The organism is Streptomyces sp. NPDC005494, assembly GCF_042872025.1.
Taxonomy (GTDB): Bacteria; Actinomycetota; Actinomycetes; order Streptomycetales; family Streptomycetaceae; genus Streptomyces.
Genome location: NZ_JBIAJR010000001.1, coordinates 1,333,804 through 1,353,888, shown reverse-complemented (window position 1 = coordinate 1,353,888; position 20,085 = coordinate 1,333,804). Strand labels below are relative to the sequence as shown.

Below are 20,085 nucleotides of genomic sequence, written 5' to 3'. Positions count from 1 at the left end.
GTTGATAGGCCAGATGTGGAAGCCCGGTAACGGGTGGAGCTGACTGGTACTAATAGGCCGAGGGCTTGTCCTCAGTTGCTCGCGTCCACTGTGTTAGTTCTGAAATAACGAACGGCCGTGTTTTCTCCGGTGTTGGTTAATTTCATAGTGTTTCGGTGGTCATTGCGTTAGGGAAACGCCCGGTTACATTCCGAACCCGGAAGCTAAGCCTTTCAGCGCCGATGGTACTGCAGGGGGGACCCTGTGGGAGAGTAGGACGCCGCCGAACAATTATTCCGGGAAAGCCCCGTGCCCTTGTGGCACGGGGCTTTTCTGCGTTCCAGGGACAATCGCAGGCAGAGCCACGACCTCCTGGGCCAGGCAGGGTCTCCCGTCAGCAGGCGCTGTGGGTGCAGCAGGCCTGCTGCACCCAGGCGGAGCGCGGCTTGTACGGATTCGACGCGCCGAGCGTGGCAGAGGGAACAGCTTCTGTTCGGCGCCGAGACTTCTACAGTCGGCCGGCGGCTTTCAGCGCGAGATACGCGTCAGCCAACGCGGGTGCGAGGGCGTCCGGGCCGGCATCGACGACCGTGACTCCGTGCCGCCGGAGCTGGTCAGCCGTCCGGCGCCGCTGAGCCTGTGTCTGTTCTCCCGCCGCGGCCTCGTAGGCGGCCTCCACCGTCCCCCGTCCTCCTGTCATCGCCTCTACCTGAGGGTCGGCGACTGCGGCCACCAGGACCGTGTGGCGCTGGGTCAGCTGAGGGAGCACCGGGAGGAGACCCTCCTCGATGGGTGCGGCGTCCAGACTCGTGAGCAGGACGATGAGAGACCGCCGGGGGGCGCTTGCCAGGGCGGCCGTACTGAGGCCACGGGCGTCGGTCTCGACGAGTTCCGGTTCGAGTGTGGCCAGGGCGCCGACGACACCGGACAGGACGTCCCCGCCCGCCGCTTTGCCCTGGACCCGAGCTCGGACACGCCGGTCGTAGGCGAGCAGGTTCACACGGTCGCCGGCACGCGCGGCGAGCGCCGTCAGGAGCAGTGTCGCGTCCATGGCGGCGTCGAGCCGAGGCACGTCGCCCACCCGGCCCGCCGAGGTGCGGCCGGTGTCGAGAACGATCAGGATGTGCCGGTCCCGCTCGGGGCGCCAGGTGCGGACGGCGACCGCCGAGTGCCGGGCGGTCGCGCGCCAGTCGATGGAACGGGTGTCGTCTCCCGGCACATAGGCCCGCAGACTGTCGAACTCGGTGCCCTCGCCGCGGGTGAGCACGCTGGTCCGGCCGTCCAGTTCGCGGAGGCGGGCGAGCCGCGAGGGCAGGTGCTTGCGACTCGTGAACGGAGGGAGTACCCGGACCGTCCATGGCACCCGGTGGTAACCCTGACGGGCAGCGAGGCCCAGGGGTCCGAACGACCGGACGGTGACGCGGTCGGCCTGGCGGTCTCCACGCCGCGAGGGGCGCAGCAACGTGGTGAGACGCCGCCGCTCGCCGGCGGGAACAGTGAATCGGTACCGCGATGACGCCTGCTCGGCTTCCGAGGCCCAGCTGCTCGGCGGCCAGGCGTCCCGGAGGTGGGCGCGGAGCTTTCGGCGGGATGGGTTGGTCACGGTGAGTTGCACGGTTGCGCTTTCACCGAGTCGAACGGATGTGTCACCGGTTCGGGTGAACTGCAGCGTTCGCACTGGCGCGGCCAGGGCGTAGTCGCACAGAATTGCCAGTGACAGCGGGGCGTTGACCGCGAGCAGGCCCGTCCAGCTCGGGGCCACGATGCCTACGGGGAGTGACCCCAAGGCCGCCAGCAGTGCCGCTCTTCCGGTGAGGGCCATGGTCACCGCCTCACCGGGGGACGGCGACGTGGGCGAGGACTGCGGTGATGACGGAGTCGGCGGTGACGCCCTCCATCTCGGCTTCCGGCCTCAGCTGGATGCGGTGGCGAAGTGTGGGCAGGGCGAGCGCTTTCACGTCGTCCGGGATGACGTAGTCCCGGCCGGTGAGCCAGGCCCATGCACGAGCGGTGGAGAGAAGAGCGGTGGCTCCTCGGGGGGAGGCGCCGAGGGTGAGTGAGGGGGATTCACGCGTGGCACGGCAGATATCCACCACATAGGCGGCGATCTCCGGGGAGACCGAGGTCCTGGCGACGGCGGCGCGTGCTGCCTCGAGGTCGGCGGGGCCGGCGACGGCCCGTATGCCGGCTGCCTTGAGATCGCGCGGGTTGAACCGGTCCGCGTGGCGGGTGAGCACGTTGATCTCGTCCTCGCGTGAAGGGAGAGGCACGGTCAGCTTGAGCAGAAACCGGTCCAGTTGCGCTTCGGGCAGAGGGTATGTGCCCTCGTACTCGACCGGGTTCTGGGTGGCGGCGACCAGGAAGGGGTCGGGCAGCGGACGAGGGGTCCCGTCGATGGTGACCTGCCGTTCCTCCATGGCCTCCAAGAGGGAGGACTGTGTCTTCGGCGGGGTGCGGTTGATCTCGTCCGCGAGCAGGAGATTGGTGAAGACCGGGCCGGGCTGGAAGGAGAACTCGGCGGTTCGGGCGTCATAGACGAGGGAGCCGGTGACGTCGCTGGGCATCAGATCGGGGGTGAACTGGACGCGCTTGGTGTCCAGTTCGAGGGAGGCGGCCAGAGCACGGACCAGAAGGGTCTTTGCGACTCCGGGTACGCCTTCGAGGAGGACATGTCCCCGGCACAGGAGTGCGACGACCATTCCTGTGACGGCGGAGTCCTGGCCGACCACGGCCTTCGCGATCTCGGAACGCAGAGCTTCCAGGGATGCGCGGGCACTGTCGGATTCCACAGGTGCTGCGAAGGTCCCTGTGGTCGCCGCGGGCGCGGCGGTCTCCGGGGTCGGGGCGCTCATGAAGTGCGTACCTCTCTTTCGAGGGCGTCGAGTTGGTCGGTCAAGAGGAGCAAGGCGGCGTCGTCGGCAGGAGCCGGGCCGAAGAGGAGGGAGCGGAGACCGACGTCCGGTGCTCGCAGGCGTGCTGCGACGGCAGGCACGAGGGCCTCGGGGGAATCGGCGTCGCGGGGGGAGACCCCGACGAGGGGGGAGATGCGGGCGCGTGCGGCAGAGCGCAGGACCGCCGCGGCGCGGTCGCGGGCGCCGGCCTTGCGGTAGAGGCGGGCGCGCCCCTCGGTGGACTCGGATGCCCGGACGGCCACCGGTAGCCGCTCGGTGACAAGAGGGCCGAGGCGCCGTGCGCGCCAGACGGCGGCCAGGAGGGCTGCGACCCCGAGTTGGAGGGTGCCCCAGAGCCAGCCCGAGGGGATCAGGCCGAGGAAGTCGCCTTCTCCTGAGACTTCGCTGTCGTCGTTCTCGCCGTCCCTGCCGGTGCCGCCTTCGGCGGCGGAAGGATCATCGAGCGAAGGGAGGTACCAGACGAGATGAGGGCGGGACCCGAGGAGTTGCAGTGCCAGGGACGCGTTGCCCTGCTGATCGAGGCGGTTGTTGTAGAGGATGTCGGGGGACCCGAGCAGCACGGTGTCGCCGGTTTTCTCCTGCCCTTGCATGACAAGGAGGGTGGCGAGTCCGTCGTCCGGGTAGCAGGCGACGGCGTCCGGGGCGTCCGTCGTGTAGCGGATGCCGCCCATGTCCGTGCTTCCCGCAGCGCGGGCGGCGGGGAGGTCGCAGCGCGGGAGGCGTGCGGTCACCGGGCCGGACGATTCCGCGTGTGCGCCGGGGGCGAGCCGAGGGACGGCGGCCCCGCCCGGGGCGACGAGGACGGTACGGCCCGTTGTGCCCGCGGTCGCCGCGTGGAGGCGATGCTGCTGGTACGGGGTGAGCACGTTGGGCCCGGTCACGAGCAGGGTGGTGTCGGGGCCGGCCGCGCGGGCAGCCTCGTCGAGCGTGGTGGCCACGTCGACGGATATGCCCTGGTCGTCGAGGAGTTCGGCGACGGCCCGGCTGCCGTAGGGGTCCGGGGAGCGAGGATCGAGCCGGCCGTGCTGCTCGCCGGATCGAAGTGCGGCGACTGTCAGGCCCGCGACGACGAGGATGAGCACGGCGAGCAGCAGTCCCCGTGTGCGTTGCCAGATCTGATGCGGCGTGCGCGACGCCGAGGTGGCGGGGGCGGCCGTGGTGGCGGTCATCCGGCGGCCTCCCGCGGCGTACCCGCGGCCGTCAGTGGCTTGGCGGCCTCGAGGTCCAGGTCGAGTTGGCACAGGGTCAGGTACGCGCTCTCGTCGGCGGTTCGGCCGCCGTACGTGACGTCGTCGAAGACCCGGGCCGCCGTGATGAGCCGTTCGGCGTGTGCGGGCAGCACCCTGCCCGCGTCGGCGGCCGCCTCGTCCGCGGTCCGGCCCGGGCGTGGGTCGAGTACGGCCCTGTCCTCCAGCGAACGCACGAGGGCCCGCATCCGCTCCTGGACGGCTTCGTTCCAGCGGTGGGCCTCGGCGTGTGCGGCGGCCGCCGTGCGGTGCGCAGCGGCGCTGCGGGCGGTGCCGCCGAAGAGGGCTTCCTGCGTACGGACGGCGCGCTGCGGTGTACCGAGCCGCCACCACAGGGCGGCGCCCAGGCCTACGACGACCAGGGCGATGACGACAAGACCGAGCGGGCCGCCGGGGGCGGCTCCTGCGGCGCCGTCCAGGAGTGCGCCGACCCAGTCCCAGAAGCGGTCGAGGGCGCGTTCGAGAAGGTTCGGATCGTGCTCGTGGTACATCGGGTCGGACAGTTCGTCCTCAGCCGCTTCACGCGCGGGTACGCGCGGGATGTCCACGGGTATGTCCCCGCTCGCCCCGTCGAGCCGTGTCGCCAAGATGCTGCCCCCCGCCCCCTTCACCGCATCAGCTCCTGGGGGTGTCGTCGTAGCCGGGCACTCCGGCGGCACGGGCGAGGTCGAGGTCGAGCGCCTCGCGGCGGATGCGCTGGTCGACGTAGAGCAGGGCCATCACTCCCGCGGTGAAGGGGTAGGCAAGCGTCGAGATGATCACCTCGCCGATGCCCGTGACGATGAGGAAGGGCCAGCCGAAGTCGGTCGCGCTGCTGTTGAGGAATTCGCTGAGGCCTTCGCTGTCGACGGTGACAGCGATGATGCCGAAGGGAATGGTGATGATCAAGGTGACGATGATGACCAGCACATAGGTGAGCGCGAGGATGCCGAAGGTCCGCCACCAGCTGCCCTTGACCAGCTTCGCGGACCGGCGCAGTGCGGTGAGTACGGGCTGCCGTTCCAGCATCAGCGCGGGCGCCGCGAGGGTGAACCGGACCATGAGCCAGAGGACGACGGCGCAGGCGGCGACGAAGCCGAGGAAGGTCAGCGCGAGCCCGCCGGCGCCGCTGCCCAGGAGCAGGCCCGGAACGAGGCCCGCCGCCATGATTCCGGCGCTCATGAGGCTCAGCAGGAGGGTCAGTCCGAGCAGCGGGAGGAGCCGGGGCCGGGCTTCGGCCCAGGCTTCGCGGAGGGTGACACCCCGGCCGATCACGGAGCGGCTGATCACCACGGTGAGGACCGAGGTGGTGATGAGCGTGGCCACCATCGCGACGAGGGTGCCCGGGGCGCTGGTGATCAGCTGCGACTCCGCGGAGTCGGTGGCCTGACGCAGGGCCTCGGCACCGACGGCGTTCGGGTCGACCGACTTCGGCGCGGGCAGGAGGTAGCGCTGCACGAGAATGACCACGATCTCGGCGATCACGGAAACCGTGAGGCTGACGCCGAGCACCGCGCGCCAGTGGGTGCGCATCGTGGACACCGCGCCGTCGAGGATCTCGCCGACCCCCAGCGGGCGGAGCGGGATCACGCCCGGCTTCGCGGCCGGGGGCGGGCCGCCCCACCCGGGACCCCCCTGCTGCGGCATTCCGCCCCAGCCCGGGGCGGGCGGGGGTGCGCCAGGGCCCTGACCGGGGGCGCTGGGTGGCGACCACTGCCCCGGAGGGGGCTGTGCGGGAGACCACTGCCCGGAGGGGTCCGTTCCGTCTACGGGCGAGGAGGGGCGAGGGATGCCCGTCTCCTGGCCGTCGGAGGGGGCGGATCCGGGCGAAGCCCAGCCCGGAGAGTCGTTCATCGTCGCTCCTTCACGATCCTGTCCGCTCATCGGGGCGGCAGGTTGGCTGCCATCGTGCCACGCGCCGGTCCGGTGCGGGTGGGGCCCTGTATCTCCTTCTTGCCGTCGTGTGCGGGCGGTTCAGCGGGCAGACTGGGCAGATGGCTGATCAGGACACACGAACACCCGTGGGCATCGAGCCCCCGGCCCTCTCCGTACTCCGCTGGGTCGAGCCTCCGGAAGGCCCCGCGGTGGTGCTCCTCGACCAGACGCGACTGCCCTCGGCCGAGGTCGAGGTCATATGCGCCGACGTGCCCGCGCTGGTACGAGCCATCCGGACGCTGGCCGTGCGCGGAGCGCCTCTGCTGGGCATCGCCGGGGGCTACGGAGTGGCACTGGCGGCTGCCCGGGGCGAGGACGCGGCAGGCGCGGCGGAGCTTCTTGAGCAGGCGCGGCCCACCGCGGTGAACCTCGGGTACGGGGCCCGGCGGGTGGAGCGCGCGCACCGGGCGGCCGTCGAGGGCGGGGCCGCTCCCGAGGCGGCGGCCGCGGCGGCGCTGGCCGAGGCACGGGCGCTGCACCAGCAGGACGCTGCGGCCAGCGGGCGGATGGCGCGGTACGGCCTGAATCTGCTGGCGGAGCTTCTCCCGGGTGGCGGGCACCGCCTGCTGACCCACTGCAACACCGGCGCGCTCGTGTCCGGCGGTGCGGGGACGGCCTTCGCCGTGGCTCTGGAGACGCATCGGGCGGGCAAGCTGCACCATCTGTGGGTGGACGAGACGCGCCCGCTGCTCCAGGGCGCACGGCTGACGGCGTACGAGGCCGCGCGGAACGGCATGCCGTACAGCTTGCTCACGGACAGTGCGGCGGGTTCGCTGTTCGCGGCGGGGGAGGTGGATGCCGTACTCATCGGGGCGGACCGCATCGCTGCGGACGGCTCGGTGGCCAACAAGGTGGGGAGCTATCCGCTGGCGGTGCTCGCGCGGTATCACCATGTGCCGTTCATCGTCGTCGCTCCGACGACCACGGTCGATGCAAAAACCGTGGATGGTACATCGATCGTCATCGAGCAGCGCTCCGCGTCCGAGGTGACAGAGGTCACATTCAGGCCAGGTGTGACGTCCGGTGGCGAGGGGGGCACGACGGCCGTCGCGCCCCCGGGAGCCCAGGCGTACAACCCCGCATTCGACATCACGCCGCCCGAACTGGTCACGGCGATCGTCACGGAGGAGGGCGTCATTTCCCCGGTCACGGGGGTCGGACTGGCAGAGCTGTGTGCCAGGTCATCGCAGGTAACGATTAGCTAATGGGATGATGTCGTTTATGAAGGGACGCGTCCTTGTCGTCGACGACGACACCGCACTGGCCGAGATGCTCGGGATTGTGCTGCGTGGAGAAGGTTTCGAGCCGTCGTTCGTAGCGGACGGCGACAAGGCACTGGCTGCATTTCGTGAGGCCAAGCCGGACCTGGTGCTGCTGGACCTCATGCTGCCCGGACGGGACGGCATCGAGGTCTGCAGGCTGATCAGGGCCGAGTCCGGTGTGCCGATCGTCATGCTCACTGCCAAGAGCGACACGGTGGATGTGGTGGTGGGCCTGGAATCAGGGGCCGACGACTACATCGTCAAGCCGTTCAAACCGAAGGAGTTGGTCGCCCGGATCAGGGCACGTCTGCGGAGGTCCGAGGAGCCCGCGCCCGAACAGCTGGCGATCGGGGACCTGGTCATCGACGTGGCCGGCCACTCGGTGAAGCGGGAGGGCCAGTCCATCGCCCTCACCCCGCTGGAGTTCGACCTGCTGGTCGCGCTCGCCCGCAAGCCGTGGCAGGTCTTCACCCGTGAGGTGCTGCTGGAGCAGGTGTGGGGTTACCGTCACGCCGCCGACACCCGTCTGGTGAACGTGCACGTCCAGCGGCTCCGCTCGAAGGTCGAGAAGGACCCCGAGCGGCCGGAGATCGTCGTCACCGTGCGTGGCGTCGGTTACAAGGCCGGACCGAGCTGACATGACCCTGGGCAGCGCTGCTCCGCCACCCGGGGGTTCCGGGGCCCGTACGGAGCGGGCTGCCGGTCCGGTACGGAGCTCTCCTCGATTCGGCAGGATCCTGCCGGGCGTCCGGTTGCTTCGCGACCGGACGCCCGGCGGTCCGGTGCCCCGTCTGCTGATGCGCTGGATCCGCGGGCCTCTCCTGCCCGCGGTCCGGCTGTGGCGGCGCAATCTGCAGCTCCGCGTCGTCGCGGGCACGCTGCTGATGTCGATCGGCGTGGTGCTGCTGCTGGGCTTCGTCGTGATCGGGCAGGTCCGTAACGGCCTGCTCGAAGCGAAGGGCAAGGCTGCCCAGACGCAGGCCGCTGGTGGTTTCGCCGCCGCCCAGGCGAACGCCAACGCGCCTCTGGTCCCCGGGGACCAGAGCGAGGAGGGCGCCGACGGCATGACGGCCAACACCTCCTGGCGTACCGAGCTGGTCGACCAGCTCGCCAGCGGCGGTACGAACGCCTTCAACGTGGTGGCCCTCAGCGCCGACTCCGTCGACCAGGGTGTCACCAGCCGCGCTCCTCGCGGTTCCGGCAGCGTCGAGGCGTCCAGCGTCCCGCAGAGGCTGCGCGACGACGTCGGCAAGGGGCAGGGGGCGTACCAGACGTACTCGCTGATCCGGTATTCGTACGGGAAGGATCCGGAGCCCGGCCTCGTCGTGGGCAAGCGGCTCTACGACGTCGACCACAATCCGTACGAGCTGTACTACCTCTTCCCGCTCACGCAGGAGGAGAAGTCCCTCACGCTGGTCACGACGACGCTGGCCACGGCCGGCCTGTTCGTGGTCGTGCTCCTCGGAGCGATTGCCTGGTTCGTGGTGCGGCAGGTCGTCACACCCGTGCGGATGGCGGCGGGGATCGCCGAGCGGCTCTCCGCCGGCCGTCTCCAGGAGCGGATGAAGGTCACCGGCGAGGACGACATCGCCCGCCTCGGTGAGGCCTTCAACAAGATGGCGCAGAACCTGCAGCTGAAGATCCAGCAGCTGGAGGAGCTCTCCCGCATGCAGCGGCGTTTCGTCTCCGACGTCAGCCATGAGCTGCGGACCCCGCTGACGACGGTGCGGATGGCCGCCGACGTCATCCACGAGGCTCGCGTCGACTTCGACCCCGTGACCGCCCGGTCCGCGGAACTTCTGGGCGATCAGCTCGACCGGTTCGAGTCCCTCCTGTCCGACCTTCTGGAGATCAGCAGGTTCGACGCGGGAGCTGCGGCGCTGGAGGCCGAGCCGATAGACCTCCGCACGGTCGTCCGTCGTGTGATCGGCGGTGCCGAGCCGCTGGCGGAGCGCAAGGGCACCCGGATCCTGGTGGTCGGTGACGAACAGCCCGTGGTCGCGGAGGCCGATGCTCGCCGCGTCGAGCGGGTCCTGCGCAACCTGGTCGTCAACGCCGTCGAGCACGGGGAGGGCCGGGACGTCGTCGTGCGGATGGGCGTCGCCCAGGGCGCCGTGGCCGTGGCCGTCAGGGACTACGGGGTGGGGCTCAAGCCCGGCGAGGCGACCCGCGTCTTCAACCGCTTCTGGCGTGCGGACCCGGCACGTGCCCGCACGACCGGCGGGACCGGCCTCGGTCTGTCGATCGCCGTCGAGGACGCCCGGCTGCATGGCGGCTGGCTGCAGGCCTGGGGCGAGCCCGGTGGCGGTTCGCAGTTCCGGCTGACTCTGCCGCGCACGGCCGACGAGCCGCTGCGTGGGTCGCCGATACCGCTGGAGCCCGAGGACTCCCGGCGTAACCGGGAGGACCGGGAGCGTGCGGAGGCGGTGCCGGCGGTGGCCGATCACCGGCTGATGACCGTACCGAACCAGACCGGTTCCACCGCACGGTCGCAGCTGCCCGCACACGGGACGGCGGCACCGCGCAGGCCGGCATCGGTCGACCCGGCCGCCCTGCCGGGCAACGGGGCACGCGTGGTGTCCCGCCCGGCCGGGAGTACCGGCACGGAGACGAAGGACCCGGAGCAGGAGGACACGGCACGTGGACACTGACCGTCATCGGGGCGGCCACGGCCGGGCGGTGCGGCTCTCCGCGCTGCTGGGCTGCGGGGTCGTGGTGCTCGCCGGGTGCGGAGCCATGCCGGTCACCGGCGACGTGAAGGCGGTCGACGCCTCACAGCCCGGGGACTCCCAGGTGCAGGTGTACGCAGTGCCGCCCAGGGAGGGCGCCACACCCAGCGAGGTCGTCGACGGATTCCTGGAGTCGATGACCAGTGACGACCCGGATTTCCGTACGACCCGCAAGTACCTCACCGTGGAAGCCTCCCGTACCTGGCAGCCGAGCGAGGGCACCACGGTCCTCTCCAAGGCGCCCAACCGCACCGGGCCGACCATCCACGACAAGGTTCGCAGGTCGACCGAGACCACCTACGTGCTGAACGGCGAGCAGGTGGCGTCGGTCGACGAGCAGAGTTCCTACCGGCCGCTGGTGCCGTCGGAGTACTCACAGACGCTTCATCTGGTCCGGGAGAAGGGGGCGGACGGCAAGCAGGAGTGGCGCATCGACCTCGTGCCGGACGGTCTCGTGCTCGGGCAGTCCGACTTCAAACGGCTCTACAGGTCCGTGAACAAGTACTACTTCGCGGCCGGGCGCACGGACACGGAGCCCGCGCTGGTGGCCGACCCCGTGTACGTGCGTAACCGCACCGACCCCGTCACACGCATGGACACGGCCACCCAGACGGTCCGTACGCTGCTGGCGGGGCCGTCGAACTGGCTGCGCCCGGTGGTCGATTCCCGCTTCCCGGCCGGCACGGCCCTGAAGAGGGGGGTCACCTCGCTGGCGCCGGACGACCAGAACGTCCTGAAGGTTCCGCTCAACAAGAAGGCGGACATGGCCGGGCCGGGAGCCTGCCGGATGATGGCCGCCCAGGTGCTCTTCACCCTGCGGGACCTGACGTCCGCGCGGGTCGGACAGGTCGAGTTGCAGGGTACGCACGGTCCGCTGTGCTCACTCGGGGCGGACGAGGCCCAGGAGTACGTCTCGGACAAGGTCTCCGGTGCGCCGGACAGCCAGTACTTCGTCGACGACAAGGGGCATGTGCAGCGCATTCCGGGAAGTAGCAAGGGCAGCGGTGACCCGGAGCCGGTGATCGGCCCGTTCGGTGACGGCACGGTGGCCATGAGTGCCGTCGGCGTGTCCCGGGACGAACAGCTGGCCGCCGCGGTCTCGGAGAACCAGCAGCAGCTCTACGTGTCCTCCCTCGTCGAGGAGAGCGAGCCGGCCGCCCCCGTGGTGACCAGCAACGCGCCGAAGCCCGCGGACCGGCTGTCGGCACCGAGCTGGGACGGGAACGGTGACCTGTGGGTCGCCGACCGTGATCCGGCGGGGCCCAGGCTGCTGCGCCTGGCCGACGGTGCCGGAAAGCCGCAGGAGGTCGCGGTCCCCGGTCTCGACGGAGGGCGGATCGAGGCGTTGCGGATGTCGGCGGACGGAGTGCGGATCGCCCTGCGTGTGTCGAAGGACGGGCACACGACGCTCCACTTCGGGCGGGTCGAGCGTCACGGGTCGGGGGAGGACGAACAGGTCTCCGTGGAGGATCTGCGCCGCGCGGCACCGCAACTCGCGGACGTGACGGCCATCTCCTGGTCCGGTCGCAGCCGCCTGGTGGTCGTCGGCAAGGAGGAGGGCGGAGTCCAGCAGGTGCGTTACGTGCAGGCCGACGGCTCCACGTCGTCCTCCGCCGTCCTGCCGGGCGTGAACCAGGTGACGGCGGTCGCCGCGTCGGACGACGAGCAGTTGCCGCTGATGGCCGACACGGAGAGCGACGGCATAGTGAAGCTGTCGCCGGGTGACAACTGGCAGACCGTCCTCAAGGAAGGCGACTCGCTGGTCTACCCGGGCTGACCGGGAAGCCGCCGTTCCACCTCCGCCCGAGCGGGGGCGGCCCCCGGCTCGGGCCGCCTTCCCCGCTGACCGGCCCCGACCGTATTGCCGGCCGCTGCGGGCCGGGCCTAGGCGGCACGGGCCCGGGTTTTCCACAGGCGTTTTCCACAGGGGGTGGCCGGGTGTTCGCGGTCCGGGCACAGTGGGACCGTGCGCGGATGGCGGCGGGAGATTGCCGGTCTGGTCCTGCCCGTGGCCTGCGGTGGCTGCGGCAGGCCACGTACGGAGCTGTGCGAGGAGTGCGCCGCGGTGCTGGCCACGGCGCCGCGCCGGGTGAGACCCGCGCCCGAACCAGCAGGTCTCCCGGTGGTGCACGCGACGGCTCCGTACGAGAACGCGGTACGCGCGATGCTGCTGGCCCACAAGGAGCGGGGCGCACTCGGCCTCGCCGGGGCACTCGGCGGGGCGCTGGCGGCCGCTGTGCGGGCCGGGACGGGGCAGCCGGACCGCGCGGGCCCCCTGCTGCTGGTTCCCGTTCCCTCGGCGCGACGGGCCACGGCCGCGCGTGGGCATGATCCCGCGCGCAGGATCGCGGTCGCGGCCTCGGCCGAGCTGCGGCGGGGCGGGGCGGAGGCCCGGGTGCTGACGGTGCTGCGGCAGCGGCGGGCGGTGGCCGACCAGGCGGGGTTGGGGGCGCGGGAGCGCCAGGAGAATCTGGCGGGTGCGCTCATCGTGGTGAAAGGCGGCCGGCGTCTGCTCGACGGCGGCCGGGTGGTGCTGGTGGACGACCTGCTGACGACCGGATCCTCACTCGCGGAAGCGGCACGTGCCGTCCGCGCCGCCGGGTACTCCTGGGGCGGTGCGGGGCCTGCCGGAAGCGGCGGGACCGCGGGGTTCGGAGCCGCTGTCGTCGCAGCATCTCCGTCTGCTTTCGAATTAAACCGGAACTGACAGATAACTTGCATCGTTGCAGGTGATGAGTGGGTAAAGGGCCCTGATCGGAGGTACGCGCGAGTAGCGGGTGCCGACACGGTGGTGGGCAGGCTATGTTCGGTTGTGAGGCACGGTGAATACCGCACCTCGACGAATGCACCACCAGGTTTCGGGCAGGTGACTCACCGGTACGCCAGAAGCTTGGAATTCGGTGGGGTGGAGACCCTGCCGACGGGGGAGGAGGAGGTGAACGTCACCGAGTCCGAGACTCCGGCGACACCGGAGTCTGGTGCAAAAGGGAGATGCTCCGCCGCCGAAGCGGAGCGATCCGGGAACGGAGTTCTGCGTGGACATCGTCGTCAAGGGCCGCAAGACCGAGGTGCCCGAGCGGTTCCGCAAGCACGTGGCCGAGAAGCTGAAGCTGGACAAGATCCAGAAGTTCGACGGCAAGGTGATCAGCCTTGACGTCGAGGTGTCCAAGGAGCCGAATCCCCGTCAGGCCGACCGTGCTGCAAGGGTGGAGATCACGCTCCGCTCGCGTGGGCCGGTCATCCGGGCGGAAGCGGCGGCAGGCGACCCGTACGCAGCGCTGGACCTGGCCACCGACAAGCTGGACGCACGGCTGCGCAAGGAGCACGACAAGCGTTACAGCAGGCGCGGCAACGGCCGGCTGTCGGCGGCGGAAGTGGCGGAGGTCGTGCCCGGCGCCGCCTCGTTCAACGGGGACGGCGAGCTGATCCCCGAGGAGACACCGTCGTCCGTGCCCACCACCAGGATGGGTTCGCTCGAGGTGCAGGGTGAAGGCCCGCTCGTGGTGCGCGAGAAGACGCACGTCGCAGCACCGATGACGCTCGACCAGGCGCTCTACGAGATGGAGCTGGTCGGTCACGACTTCTATCTGTTCGTCGACTCCGAGACCAAGGAGCCCAGTGTCGTCTACCGGCGGCATGCCTACGACTACGGTGTCATCCACCTGAGGACCGACCCGCTCGCCTCGGACGGGGCGGGCGGCGCGGGCGGTGCGCTCGGCGGCTGACGCCACGATTCACAGTCGACACGCGGTGCCCCTGGAAGCGTCTTCGCGCCACCAGGGGCACCGCGTGCGACCGCGGGGCACCGCTTCGGGGGCCGGGCATGAAAGCATGGCGTCCCAGGCCAATCGGTGCTCTGCGCACTGCCGTTGGCGGACAGCTTGTGACCTCGGGCAGTGGCCTTCAGGGGGAGGAACGATGGCGGACACCTTCGGGCCCGTGCGCGGGACGAACGATGCCGACAGCGCTGCCGGTGCGGATTCCGTGGCGGACGACGGAAGCTCCCGCAAGGAACCCATCAGGGTGCTGGTGGTGGACGACCACGCGCTCTTCCGCAGGGGCTTGGAGATCGTCCTTGCCCAGGAGGAGGACATCCAGGTCGTCGGGGAGGCGGGGGACGGGGCCGAGGCGGTCGACAAGGCGGCGGACCTGCTGCCCGACATCGTGCTGATGGACGTACGCATGCCCAAGCGCGGTGGGATCGAGGCGTGCACGTCCATCAAGGAGGTCGCCCCCAGTGCGAAGATCATCATGTTGACGATCAGCGACGAGGAGGCCGACCTCTACGAGGCGATCAAGGCCGGTGCGACCGGTTACCTCCTCAAGGAGATCTCCACCGACGAGGTGGCCACGGCCATTCGCGCGGTGGCGGACGGCCAGTCCCAGATCAGTCCGTCGATGGCTTCCAAACTCCTCACCGAGTTCAAGTCGATGATTCAGCGCACCGACGAACGCCGGCTCGTGCCCGCACCGCGTCTCACCGACCGGGAGCTGGAAGTGCTCAAACTCGTCGCCACGGGCATGAACAACCGGGATATCGCCAAAGAGCTGTTCATTTCCGAGAACACGGTGAAGAACCACGTCCGCAATATCCTGGAGAAGCTCCAGTTGCACTCCCGCATGGAAGCGGTGGTCTATGCCATGCGGGAGAAGATCCTCGAGATCAGGTAGTGCCCTCGGCACCGGGTGGCGAGGGTGATCGGTCCGGCGCGCTCCGTCCTCCGGCCCGGGACGGCACTGTCCGGACTGCACGACCCGGACGGCAGGGCCTACGTCAGGATGCGGGCGATCTCCGCGGCGAGCGGCTCGCGCAGCTCCGGGGCGTCGACCCGCTCCAGCCGCACGTCCGTGCAGCCGACCCAGGACGCGGCCTCGACGAGCGCCTCGGCCATCGGCGCCACGGACTTCCCGCCGTCCAGGGACACCTGGCGGGCGACCAGCGTGGCCCCCTCCCTCGCCGGGTCGACCCGGCCGCGCAACTGCCCGCCCGCCAGCAGCGGCATGGCGAAGTAGCCGTGGACCCGCTTGGGCCGGGGGACGTACGCCTCCAGGCGGTGGGTGAAGCCGAAGATCCGCTCCGTGCGCGCCCGTTCCCAGATCAGGGAGTCGAAGGGCGACAGCAGCGTCGTGCGGTGCCGGCCGCGCGGCTCCGAGGCCAGTGCCTCGGGGTGAGCCCAGGCGGGCTTCGCCCAGCCCCGCACCGACACCGGTACCAGCCCGGAGTCCGCCACGACGGCGTCGAACTGCTCGCCCTTGAGCCGGTGGTAGTCGGCGATGTCCGCCCGGGTGCCGACGCCCAGCGAACGTCCGGCCAGGGCCACCAGCCGTCGCGCGCACTCGGCGTCGTCCAGGTCGTCATGGAGCAGGGCGTCGGGAATCGCGCGCTCGGCAAGGTCGTAGAGCCGCTTCCACCCGCGCCGCTCCGTGCACACCACCTCGCCGTACATCAGGGCGCGTTCGACGGCGACCTTGGACGCGGACCAGTCCCACCACTCGCCGCCGTTCTTCGCGCCGCCGAGCTCGGTGGCCGTCAGCGGGCCCTCGCTGCGCAGCTGCTCGATCACCGTCTCGTAGGCCCCGTCGGGCAGGTCGTGGCCCCAGTGCGGCCGGGAGCGGTAGGCGCGGCGGCGGAACGCGAAGTGCGGCCACTCCTCGACGGGCAGGATGCACGCGGCGTGCGACCAGTACTCGAACGAGCGGCCCCCCGACCAGTACGCCTCCTCGACCGCGCGACGGCCGAGGGCCCCGAGGCGGGCGTACGGAACGAGCTCGTGCGACCTGGCGAGGACCGAGATCGTGTCGAGCTGAACCGCTCCGAGATGGCGCAGCACGCCCGGCACCCCGCCCCGGCGGTCGGGGGCGCCCAGGAGGCCCTGTGCGCGCAGGGCGATGCGGCGTGCCTGGTCGGCGGAGAGTTCCAGAACGGGCTGCGGCACAGACGTCATGTGCCGAACCCTAGGGGGCGCCACTGACATCGGGGGCCGGCTGATACGGCTGGGTCCCGGGCAGTCCCAGATCGGCCGGGAGCAGGGAGCCGGACCAGGTGTCGCGCCGAATTCCCTTGTTGAGCAGCGCGGCCCGCTGCTCACCCTCCATGCGGAAGCCCGCACGCAGGGCGACCGACCGTGACGGGGCGTTGCCGATCTCGGCCCGCCACTCCAGACGGTCCGTGCCGAGGGCGGTGAAGGCCCAGCGGGCGGCCCCGAGCACCGCTTCCGTCATGAGGCCGGCGCCGCGGTGTTCCCGGGCCGTCCAGTAGCCGACCTCGTACGTTCCCGGGGACTCGCGGCGGTTGAGGCCGAGCGCGCCGACGAGAGGTCCGCCGTCCCGCAGCAGTACCGCGAAGTTGTACATCGAGTCGTCCTGCCAGCCCGCGGGCGAGAGCTTCCGCGTGAAGAGTTCCGCGTCCGCACGGGTGTACGGGGAGGGCACCACTGTCCAGCGCTGGATCGCCGGATCCTGGCAGGCCGCGTAGGTCGCCTCCGCGTCCTCGGGCCCGAAAGGCCGCAGGAGCAGGCGTTCGGTGGTGACGGTGGTGGGTTCCATGCGGGAATTCTGGTGAGTGAGGGCGCGGGATGCGAACACTTTTCGGGCTGCCCGGCACCTTCCGTCCCCTCTGTCCGTTGTCCTGGAAGGGTGCGGCGGGGACAACGCGGCAGCAGCCCTCCCGGCGTGGTGGGGTCCTCGCTTACGATGGCCGTTGCGGTGGGGCCCACCTGCCGTGCCCGCGCCAGAGTCCATCACACGACCCAGTGCCAGGCCCGACCGGCAAGGAGACCAGCCTCAGTGTCCGTCTTCAACAAGCTCATGCGTGCAGGCGAAGGCAAGATCCTGCGCAAACTGCACCGCATCGCGGACCAGGTCAGCTCCATCGAAGAGGACTTCGTCAACCTCTCCGACGCCGAGCTGCGGGCGCTCACCGACGAGTACAAGGAACGGTACGCGGACGGCGAGAGCCTGGACGACCTGCTTCCCGAAGCATTCGCGACCGTCCGTGAGGCCGCGAAGCGCGTTCTCGGACAGCGCCACTACGACGTACAGATGATGGGCGGCGCCGCCCTGCACCTCGGCTACGTGGCCGAGATGAAGACCGGTGAGGGCAAGACCCTCGTCGGCACCCTGCCCGCGTATCTCAACGCGCTCTCCGGCAAGGGCGTGCACCTGATCACGGTCAACGACTACCTGGCCGAGCGTGACTCCGAGCTGATGGGCCGGGTGCACAAGTTCCTCGGCCTCGAGGTCGGCTGCATCATCGCCAACATGACCCCGGCGCAGCGCCGTGAGCAGTACGCCTGTGACATCACGTACGGCACCAACAACGAGTTCGGGTTCGACTACCTCCGCGACAACATGGCGTGGTCCAAGGACGAGCTCGTCCAGCGTGGCCACAACTTCGCCATCGTCGACGAGGTCGACTCGATCCTCGTCGACGAGGCCCGTACGCCGCTGATCATCTCCGGCCCCGCCGACCAGGCCACCAAGTGGTACGGCGACTTCGCCAAGCTGGTCACGCGTCTCACCAGGGGTGAGGCGGGCAACCCGCTGAAGGGCATCGAGGAGACCGGCGACTACGAGGTCGACGAGAAGAAGCGGACCGTGGCCATCCACGAGCCCGGAGTCTCCAAGGTCGAGGACTGGCTCGGGATCGACAACCTCTACGAGTCGGTGAACACCCCGCTCGTCGGTTACCTCAACAACGCGATCAAGGCCAAGGAACTCTTCAAGAAGGACAAGGACTACGTCGTCATCGACGGCGAAGTCATGATCGTCGACGAGCACACCGGCCGTATCCTCGCGGGCCGCCGTTACAACGAGGGCATGCACCAGGCCATCGAGGCGAAGGAAGGGGTGGACATCAAGGACGAGAACCAGACCCTCGCCACGATCACCCTGCAGAACTTCTTCCGCCTGTACGACAAGCTCTCGGGCATGACCGGTACGGCGATGACCGAGGCCGCCGAGTTCCACCAGATCTACAAGCTGGGCGTCGTGCCGATCCCGACGAACCGGCCGATGGTCCGTGCCGACCAGTCGGACCTGATCTACCGCACCGAGGTCGCGAAGTTCGCCGCGGTCGTCGACGACATCGCCGAGAAGCACGAGAAGGGGCAGCCGATCCTGGTCGGCACGACCTCGGTCGAGAAGTCGGAGTACCTCTCGCAGCAGCTCTCCAAGCGCGGTGTCCAGCACGAGGTCCTCAACGCCAAGCAGCACGACCGTGAGGCGACCATCGTCGCCCAGGCCGGCCGCAAGGGCGCGGTCACGGTCGCCACGAACATGGCCGGCCGAGGCACCGACATCAAGCTCGGCGGAAACCCGGACGACCTCGCCGAGGCGGAGCTGCGCCAGCGTGGTCTCGACCCGGTGGACCACGTCGAGGAATGGGCTGCCGCCCTGCCCGCCGCGCTGGAGAAGGCCGAACAGGCCGTGAAGGCGGAGTTCGAAGAGGTCAAGGAGCTCGGCGGGCTGTACGTGCTGGGCACGGAGCGCCACGAGTCGCGGCGTATCGACAACCAGCTGCGCGGTCGTTCCGGCCGTCAGGGCGACCCGGGCGAGTCCCGGTTCTACCTGTCGCTGGGCGACGACCTGATGCGGCTCTTCAAGGCGCAGATGGTCGAGCGCGTCATGTCGATGGCCAACGTTCCCGACGACGTGCCGATCGAGAACAAGATGGTCACCCGGGCGATCGCCTCCGCGCAGTCGCAGGTGGAGCAGCAGAACTTCGAGACGCGTAAGAACGTCCTGAAGTACGACGAGGTGCTCAACCGGCAGCGCGAGGTCATCTACGGCGAGCGCCGGCGCGTCCTGGAGGGCGAGGACCTCCAGGACCAGATCCGTCACTTCATGGACGACACGATCGACGACTACATCCGCCAGGAGACGGCGGAGGGCTTCGCCGAGGAGTGGGACCTGGACCGGCTGTGGGGCGCCTTCAAGCAGCTCTACCCGGTGAAGGTGACGGTCGCCGAGCTGGAGGACGCGGCGGGTGACCTCGCCGGGGTCACGGCCGACTTCATCGCCGAGTCGGTGAAGGACGACATCCACGAGCAGTACGAGGAGCGGGAGAAGACGCTCGGCTCGGACATCATGCGCGAGCTGGAACGTCGCGTGGTGCTCTCCGTCCTGGACCGCAAGTGGCGTGAGCACCTCTACGAGATGGACTACCTCCAGGAGGGCATCGGCCTGCGGGCCATGGCACAGAAGGACCCGCTGGTCGAGTACCAGCGCGAGGGCTTCGACATGTTCAACGCCATGATGGAGGGCATCAAGGAGGAGTCCGTCGGCTACCTGTTCAACCTGGAGGTCCAGGTCGAGCAGCAGGTCGAGGAGGTCCCGGTGCAGGACGCGGGCGAGCGGACCTCGCTGGACAAGGGTGCGCCGGTGGCGGCCGCGGCCGGGCGTCCGGAGATCCGGGCCAAGGGCCTGGACGCGCCGCAGCGTCCGGACCGGCTGCACTTCTCCGCTCCCACGGTGGACGGGGAGGGCGGTGTCGTCGAGGGTGACTTCTCCAACGGTGACGCCGCGCGCTCCGAGGGCGACGGGCTGACGCGTGCGGAGCGCCGGAAGGCGCAGAAGAGCGCCGGCGGCCGGCGTCGCAAGAAGTAGTAGCGAGAGGCGCACCCGGGGGCGCGTATCCCGCGCCACCCGGGGGCGCGTAGCCCCGCCCCGGGGAGCGCACGCGAGGCGCCGCGTACTGCAAACCCCCGTGAGAGCGCACGGGGCGCGTCGCGTGCTGCGAAACCCGCTGAGGGAGCGCACGGGCGCGTGCCTGCGAGACTCCCGGGAGACGCACCGCGATACGCGACTCGCGAGAGCGTGTCTCGCGAACGGCCTGGGCCGGACACCGCACGGTGTCCGGCCCAGGCCGTTTGTCCGGGGTCTCCGGCTCTCCGGTGCCGCCGGGGCCCAGAGCGGGTCACCTGAGGGCCCCAGAGGCCCGCAGGCGCCCGCACGGCCGGTCCGCTGCGACCCCTCCGCCCCGGCAGGCGGCCCCGTGCGGCCCCGGGCACGCCCCGTGCGGCCCCGGGCACGCCCCGTGCGG

At 70.3% G+C, this 20,085-nt stretch carries 15 protein-coding genes and 1 rRNA gene; 9 read left to right on the top strand and 7 right to left on the bottom strand.

All coding sequences use genetic code 11. From position 1 onward, the window contains the following. Positions 1 to 151 precede the first annotated feature (151 nt). Positions 152 to 268, top strand: a 5S ribosomal RNA gene (gene rrf / locus ACFYQ6_RS06005). Between the two features lie 219 nt (positions 269 to 487). Here the strand turns inward: rrf and ACFYQ6_RS06000 are convergent. Genes ACFYQ6_RS06000 through ACFYQ6_RS05980 form a run of 5 tightly spaced genes read right to left on the bottom strand, consistent with a single transcriptional unit; the run spans position 488 to position 5,971 of the window. Then, positions 488 to 1,801 (bottom strand): DUF58 domain-containing protein, encoded by a 1,314-nt coding sequence (locus ACFYQ6_RS06000; RefSeq protein WP_361572318.1) that lies wholly within the window; start codon positions 1,799 to 1,801, stop codon positions 488 to 490. Positions 1,802 to 1,811: 10 nt separating this feature from the next. Next, positions 1,812 to 2,831, bottom strand: coding sequence for an AAA family ATPase (locus tag ACFYQ6_RS05995; RefSeq protein WP_388760877.1), 1,020 nt, complete (start codon positions 2,829 to 2,831; stop codon positions 1,812 to 1,814). Next, positions 2,828 to 4,060: a DUF4350 domain-containing protein gene (locus ACFYQ6_RS05990; RefSeq protein WP_361572312.1), complete on the bottom strand. Its 1,233-nt coding sequence runs from the start codon at positions 4,058 to 4,060 to the stop codon at positions 2,828 to 2,830. The genes ACFYQ6_RS05995 and ACFYQ6_RS05990 overlap by 4 nt, the downstream gene beginning before the upstream one ends. Then, positions 4,057 to 4,749 (bottom strand): DUF4129 domain-containing protein, encoded by a 693-nt coding sequence (locus tag ACFYQ6_RS05985; RefSeq protein WP_361572309.1) that lies wholly within the window; start codon positions 4,747 to 4,749, stop codon positions 4,057 to 4,059. The genes ACFYQ6_RS05990 and ACFYQ6_RS05985 overlap by 4 nt, the downstream gene beginning before the upstream one ends. Positions 4,750 to 4,753: 4 nt before the next feature. Next, positions 4,754 to 5,971: a glycerophosphoryl diester phosphodiesterase membrane domain-containing protein gene (locus ACFYQ6_RS05980; RefSeq protein ID WP_361572306.1), complete on the bottom strand. Its 1,218-nt coding sequence runs from the start codon at positions 5,969 to 5,971 to the stop codon at positions 4,754 to 4,756. A gap of 140 nt (positions 5,972 to 6,111) precedes the next feature. On the opposite strand from ACFYQ6_RS05980, the gene mtnA reads away from it, so the two are divergent. The 7 genes from mtnA (at position 6,112) to ACFYQ6_RS05945 (ending at position 14,714) form a co-directional block, all read left to right on the top strand. After that, complete coding sequence (mtnA, locus tag ACFYQ6_RS05975; RefSeq protein WP_388760872.1) at positions 6,112 to 7,257, top strand: S-methyl-5-thioribose-1-phosphate isomerase; 1,146 nt, start codon at positions 6,112 to 6,114, stop codon at positions 7,255 to 7,257. 4 nt (positions 7,258 to 7,261) lie between these two features. Continuing rightward, entirely contained in the window at positions 7,262 to 7,951 is a 690-nt protein-coding gene (gene mtrA / locus ACFYQ6_RS05970; RefSeq protein WP_187281934.1) for a two-component system response regulator MtrA, read from the top strand. A gap of 1 nt (position 7,952) precedes the next feature. Further along, positions 7,953 to 9,965 (top strand): MtrAB system histidine kinase MtrB, encoded by a 2,013-nt coding sequence (gene mtrB, locus ACFYQ6_RS05965; protein ID WP_388760869.1) that lies wholly within the window; start codon positions 7,953 to 7,955, stop codon positions 9,963 to 9,965. Then, on the top strand, positions 9,955 to 11,820 hold the full coding sequence (locus ACFYQ6_RS05960) for an LpqB family beta-propeller domain-containing protein (protein WP_388760866.1): 1,866 nt from the start codon (positions 9,955 to 9,957) through the stop codon (positions 11,818 to 11,820). The genes mtrB and ACFYQ6_RS05960 overlap by 11 nt, the downstream gene beginning before the upstream one ends. A gap of 189 nt (positions 11,821 to 12,009) precedes the next feature. Next, positions 12,010 to 12,750 carry a ComF family protein gene (locus ACFYQ6_RS05955; protein ID WP_361572293.1) on the top strand — a complete coding sequence of 247 codons (741 nt, stop codon included), beginning with the start codon at positions 12,010 to 12,012 and terminating at the stop codon, positions 12,748 to 12,750. Positions 12,751 to 13,078: 328 nt separating this feature from the next. Then, a complete protein-coding gene (gene hpf, locus ACFYQ6_RS05950; RefSeq protein ID WP_361572290.1) occupies positions 13,079 to 13,768 on the top strand; it encodes a ribosome hibernation-promoting factor, HPF/YfiA family in 690 nt (229 codons plus the stop codon). Between the two features lie 193 nt (positions 13,769 to 13,961). After that, positions 13,962 to 14,714, top strand: coding sequence for a response regulator transcription factor (locus ACFYQ6_RS05945; RefSeq protein ID WP_356734445.1), 753 nt, complete (start codon positions 13,962 to 13,964; stop codon positions 14,712 to 14,714). Between the two features lie 98 nt (positions 14,715 to 14,812). Here ACFYQ6_RS05945 and ACFYQ6_RS05940 read toward each other — a convergent pair whose 3' ends face one another. Further along, positions 14,813 to 15,988: a DNA glycosylase AlkZ-like family protein gene (locus ACFYQ6_RS05940; RefSeq protein WP_361572286.1), complete on the bottom strand. Its 1,176-nt coding sequence runs from the start codon at positions 15,986 to 15,988 to the stop codon at positions 14,813 to 14,815. 10 nt (positions 15,989 to 15,998) lie between these two features. Then, positions 15,999 to 16,589 (bottom strand): GNAT family N-acetyltransferase, encoded by a 591-nt coding sequence (locus ACFYQ6_RS05935; protein WP_388760862.1) that lies wholly within the window; start codon positions 16,587 to 16,589, stop codon positions 15,999 to 16,001. Positions 16,590 to 16,829: 240 nt separating this feature from the next. On the opposite strand from ACFYQ6_RS05935, the gene secA reads away from it, so the two are divergent. Further along, a complete protein-coding gene (gene secA, locus ACFYQ6_RS05930) occupies positions 16,830 to 19,649 on the top strand; it encodes a preprotein translocase subunit SecA (RefSeq protein WP_361572280.1) in 2,820 nt (939 codons plus the stop codon). The last annotated feature ends 436 nt before the right edge of the window (positions 19,650 to 20,085 follow it).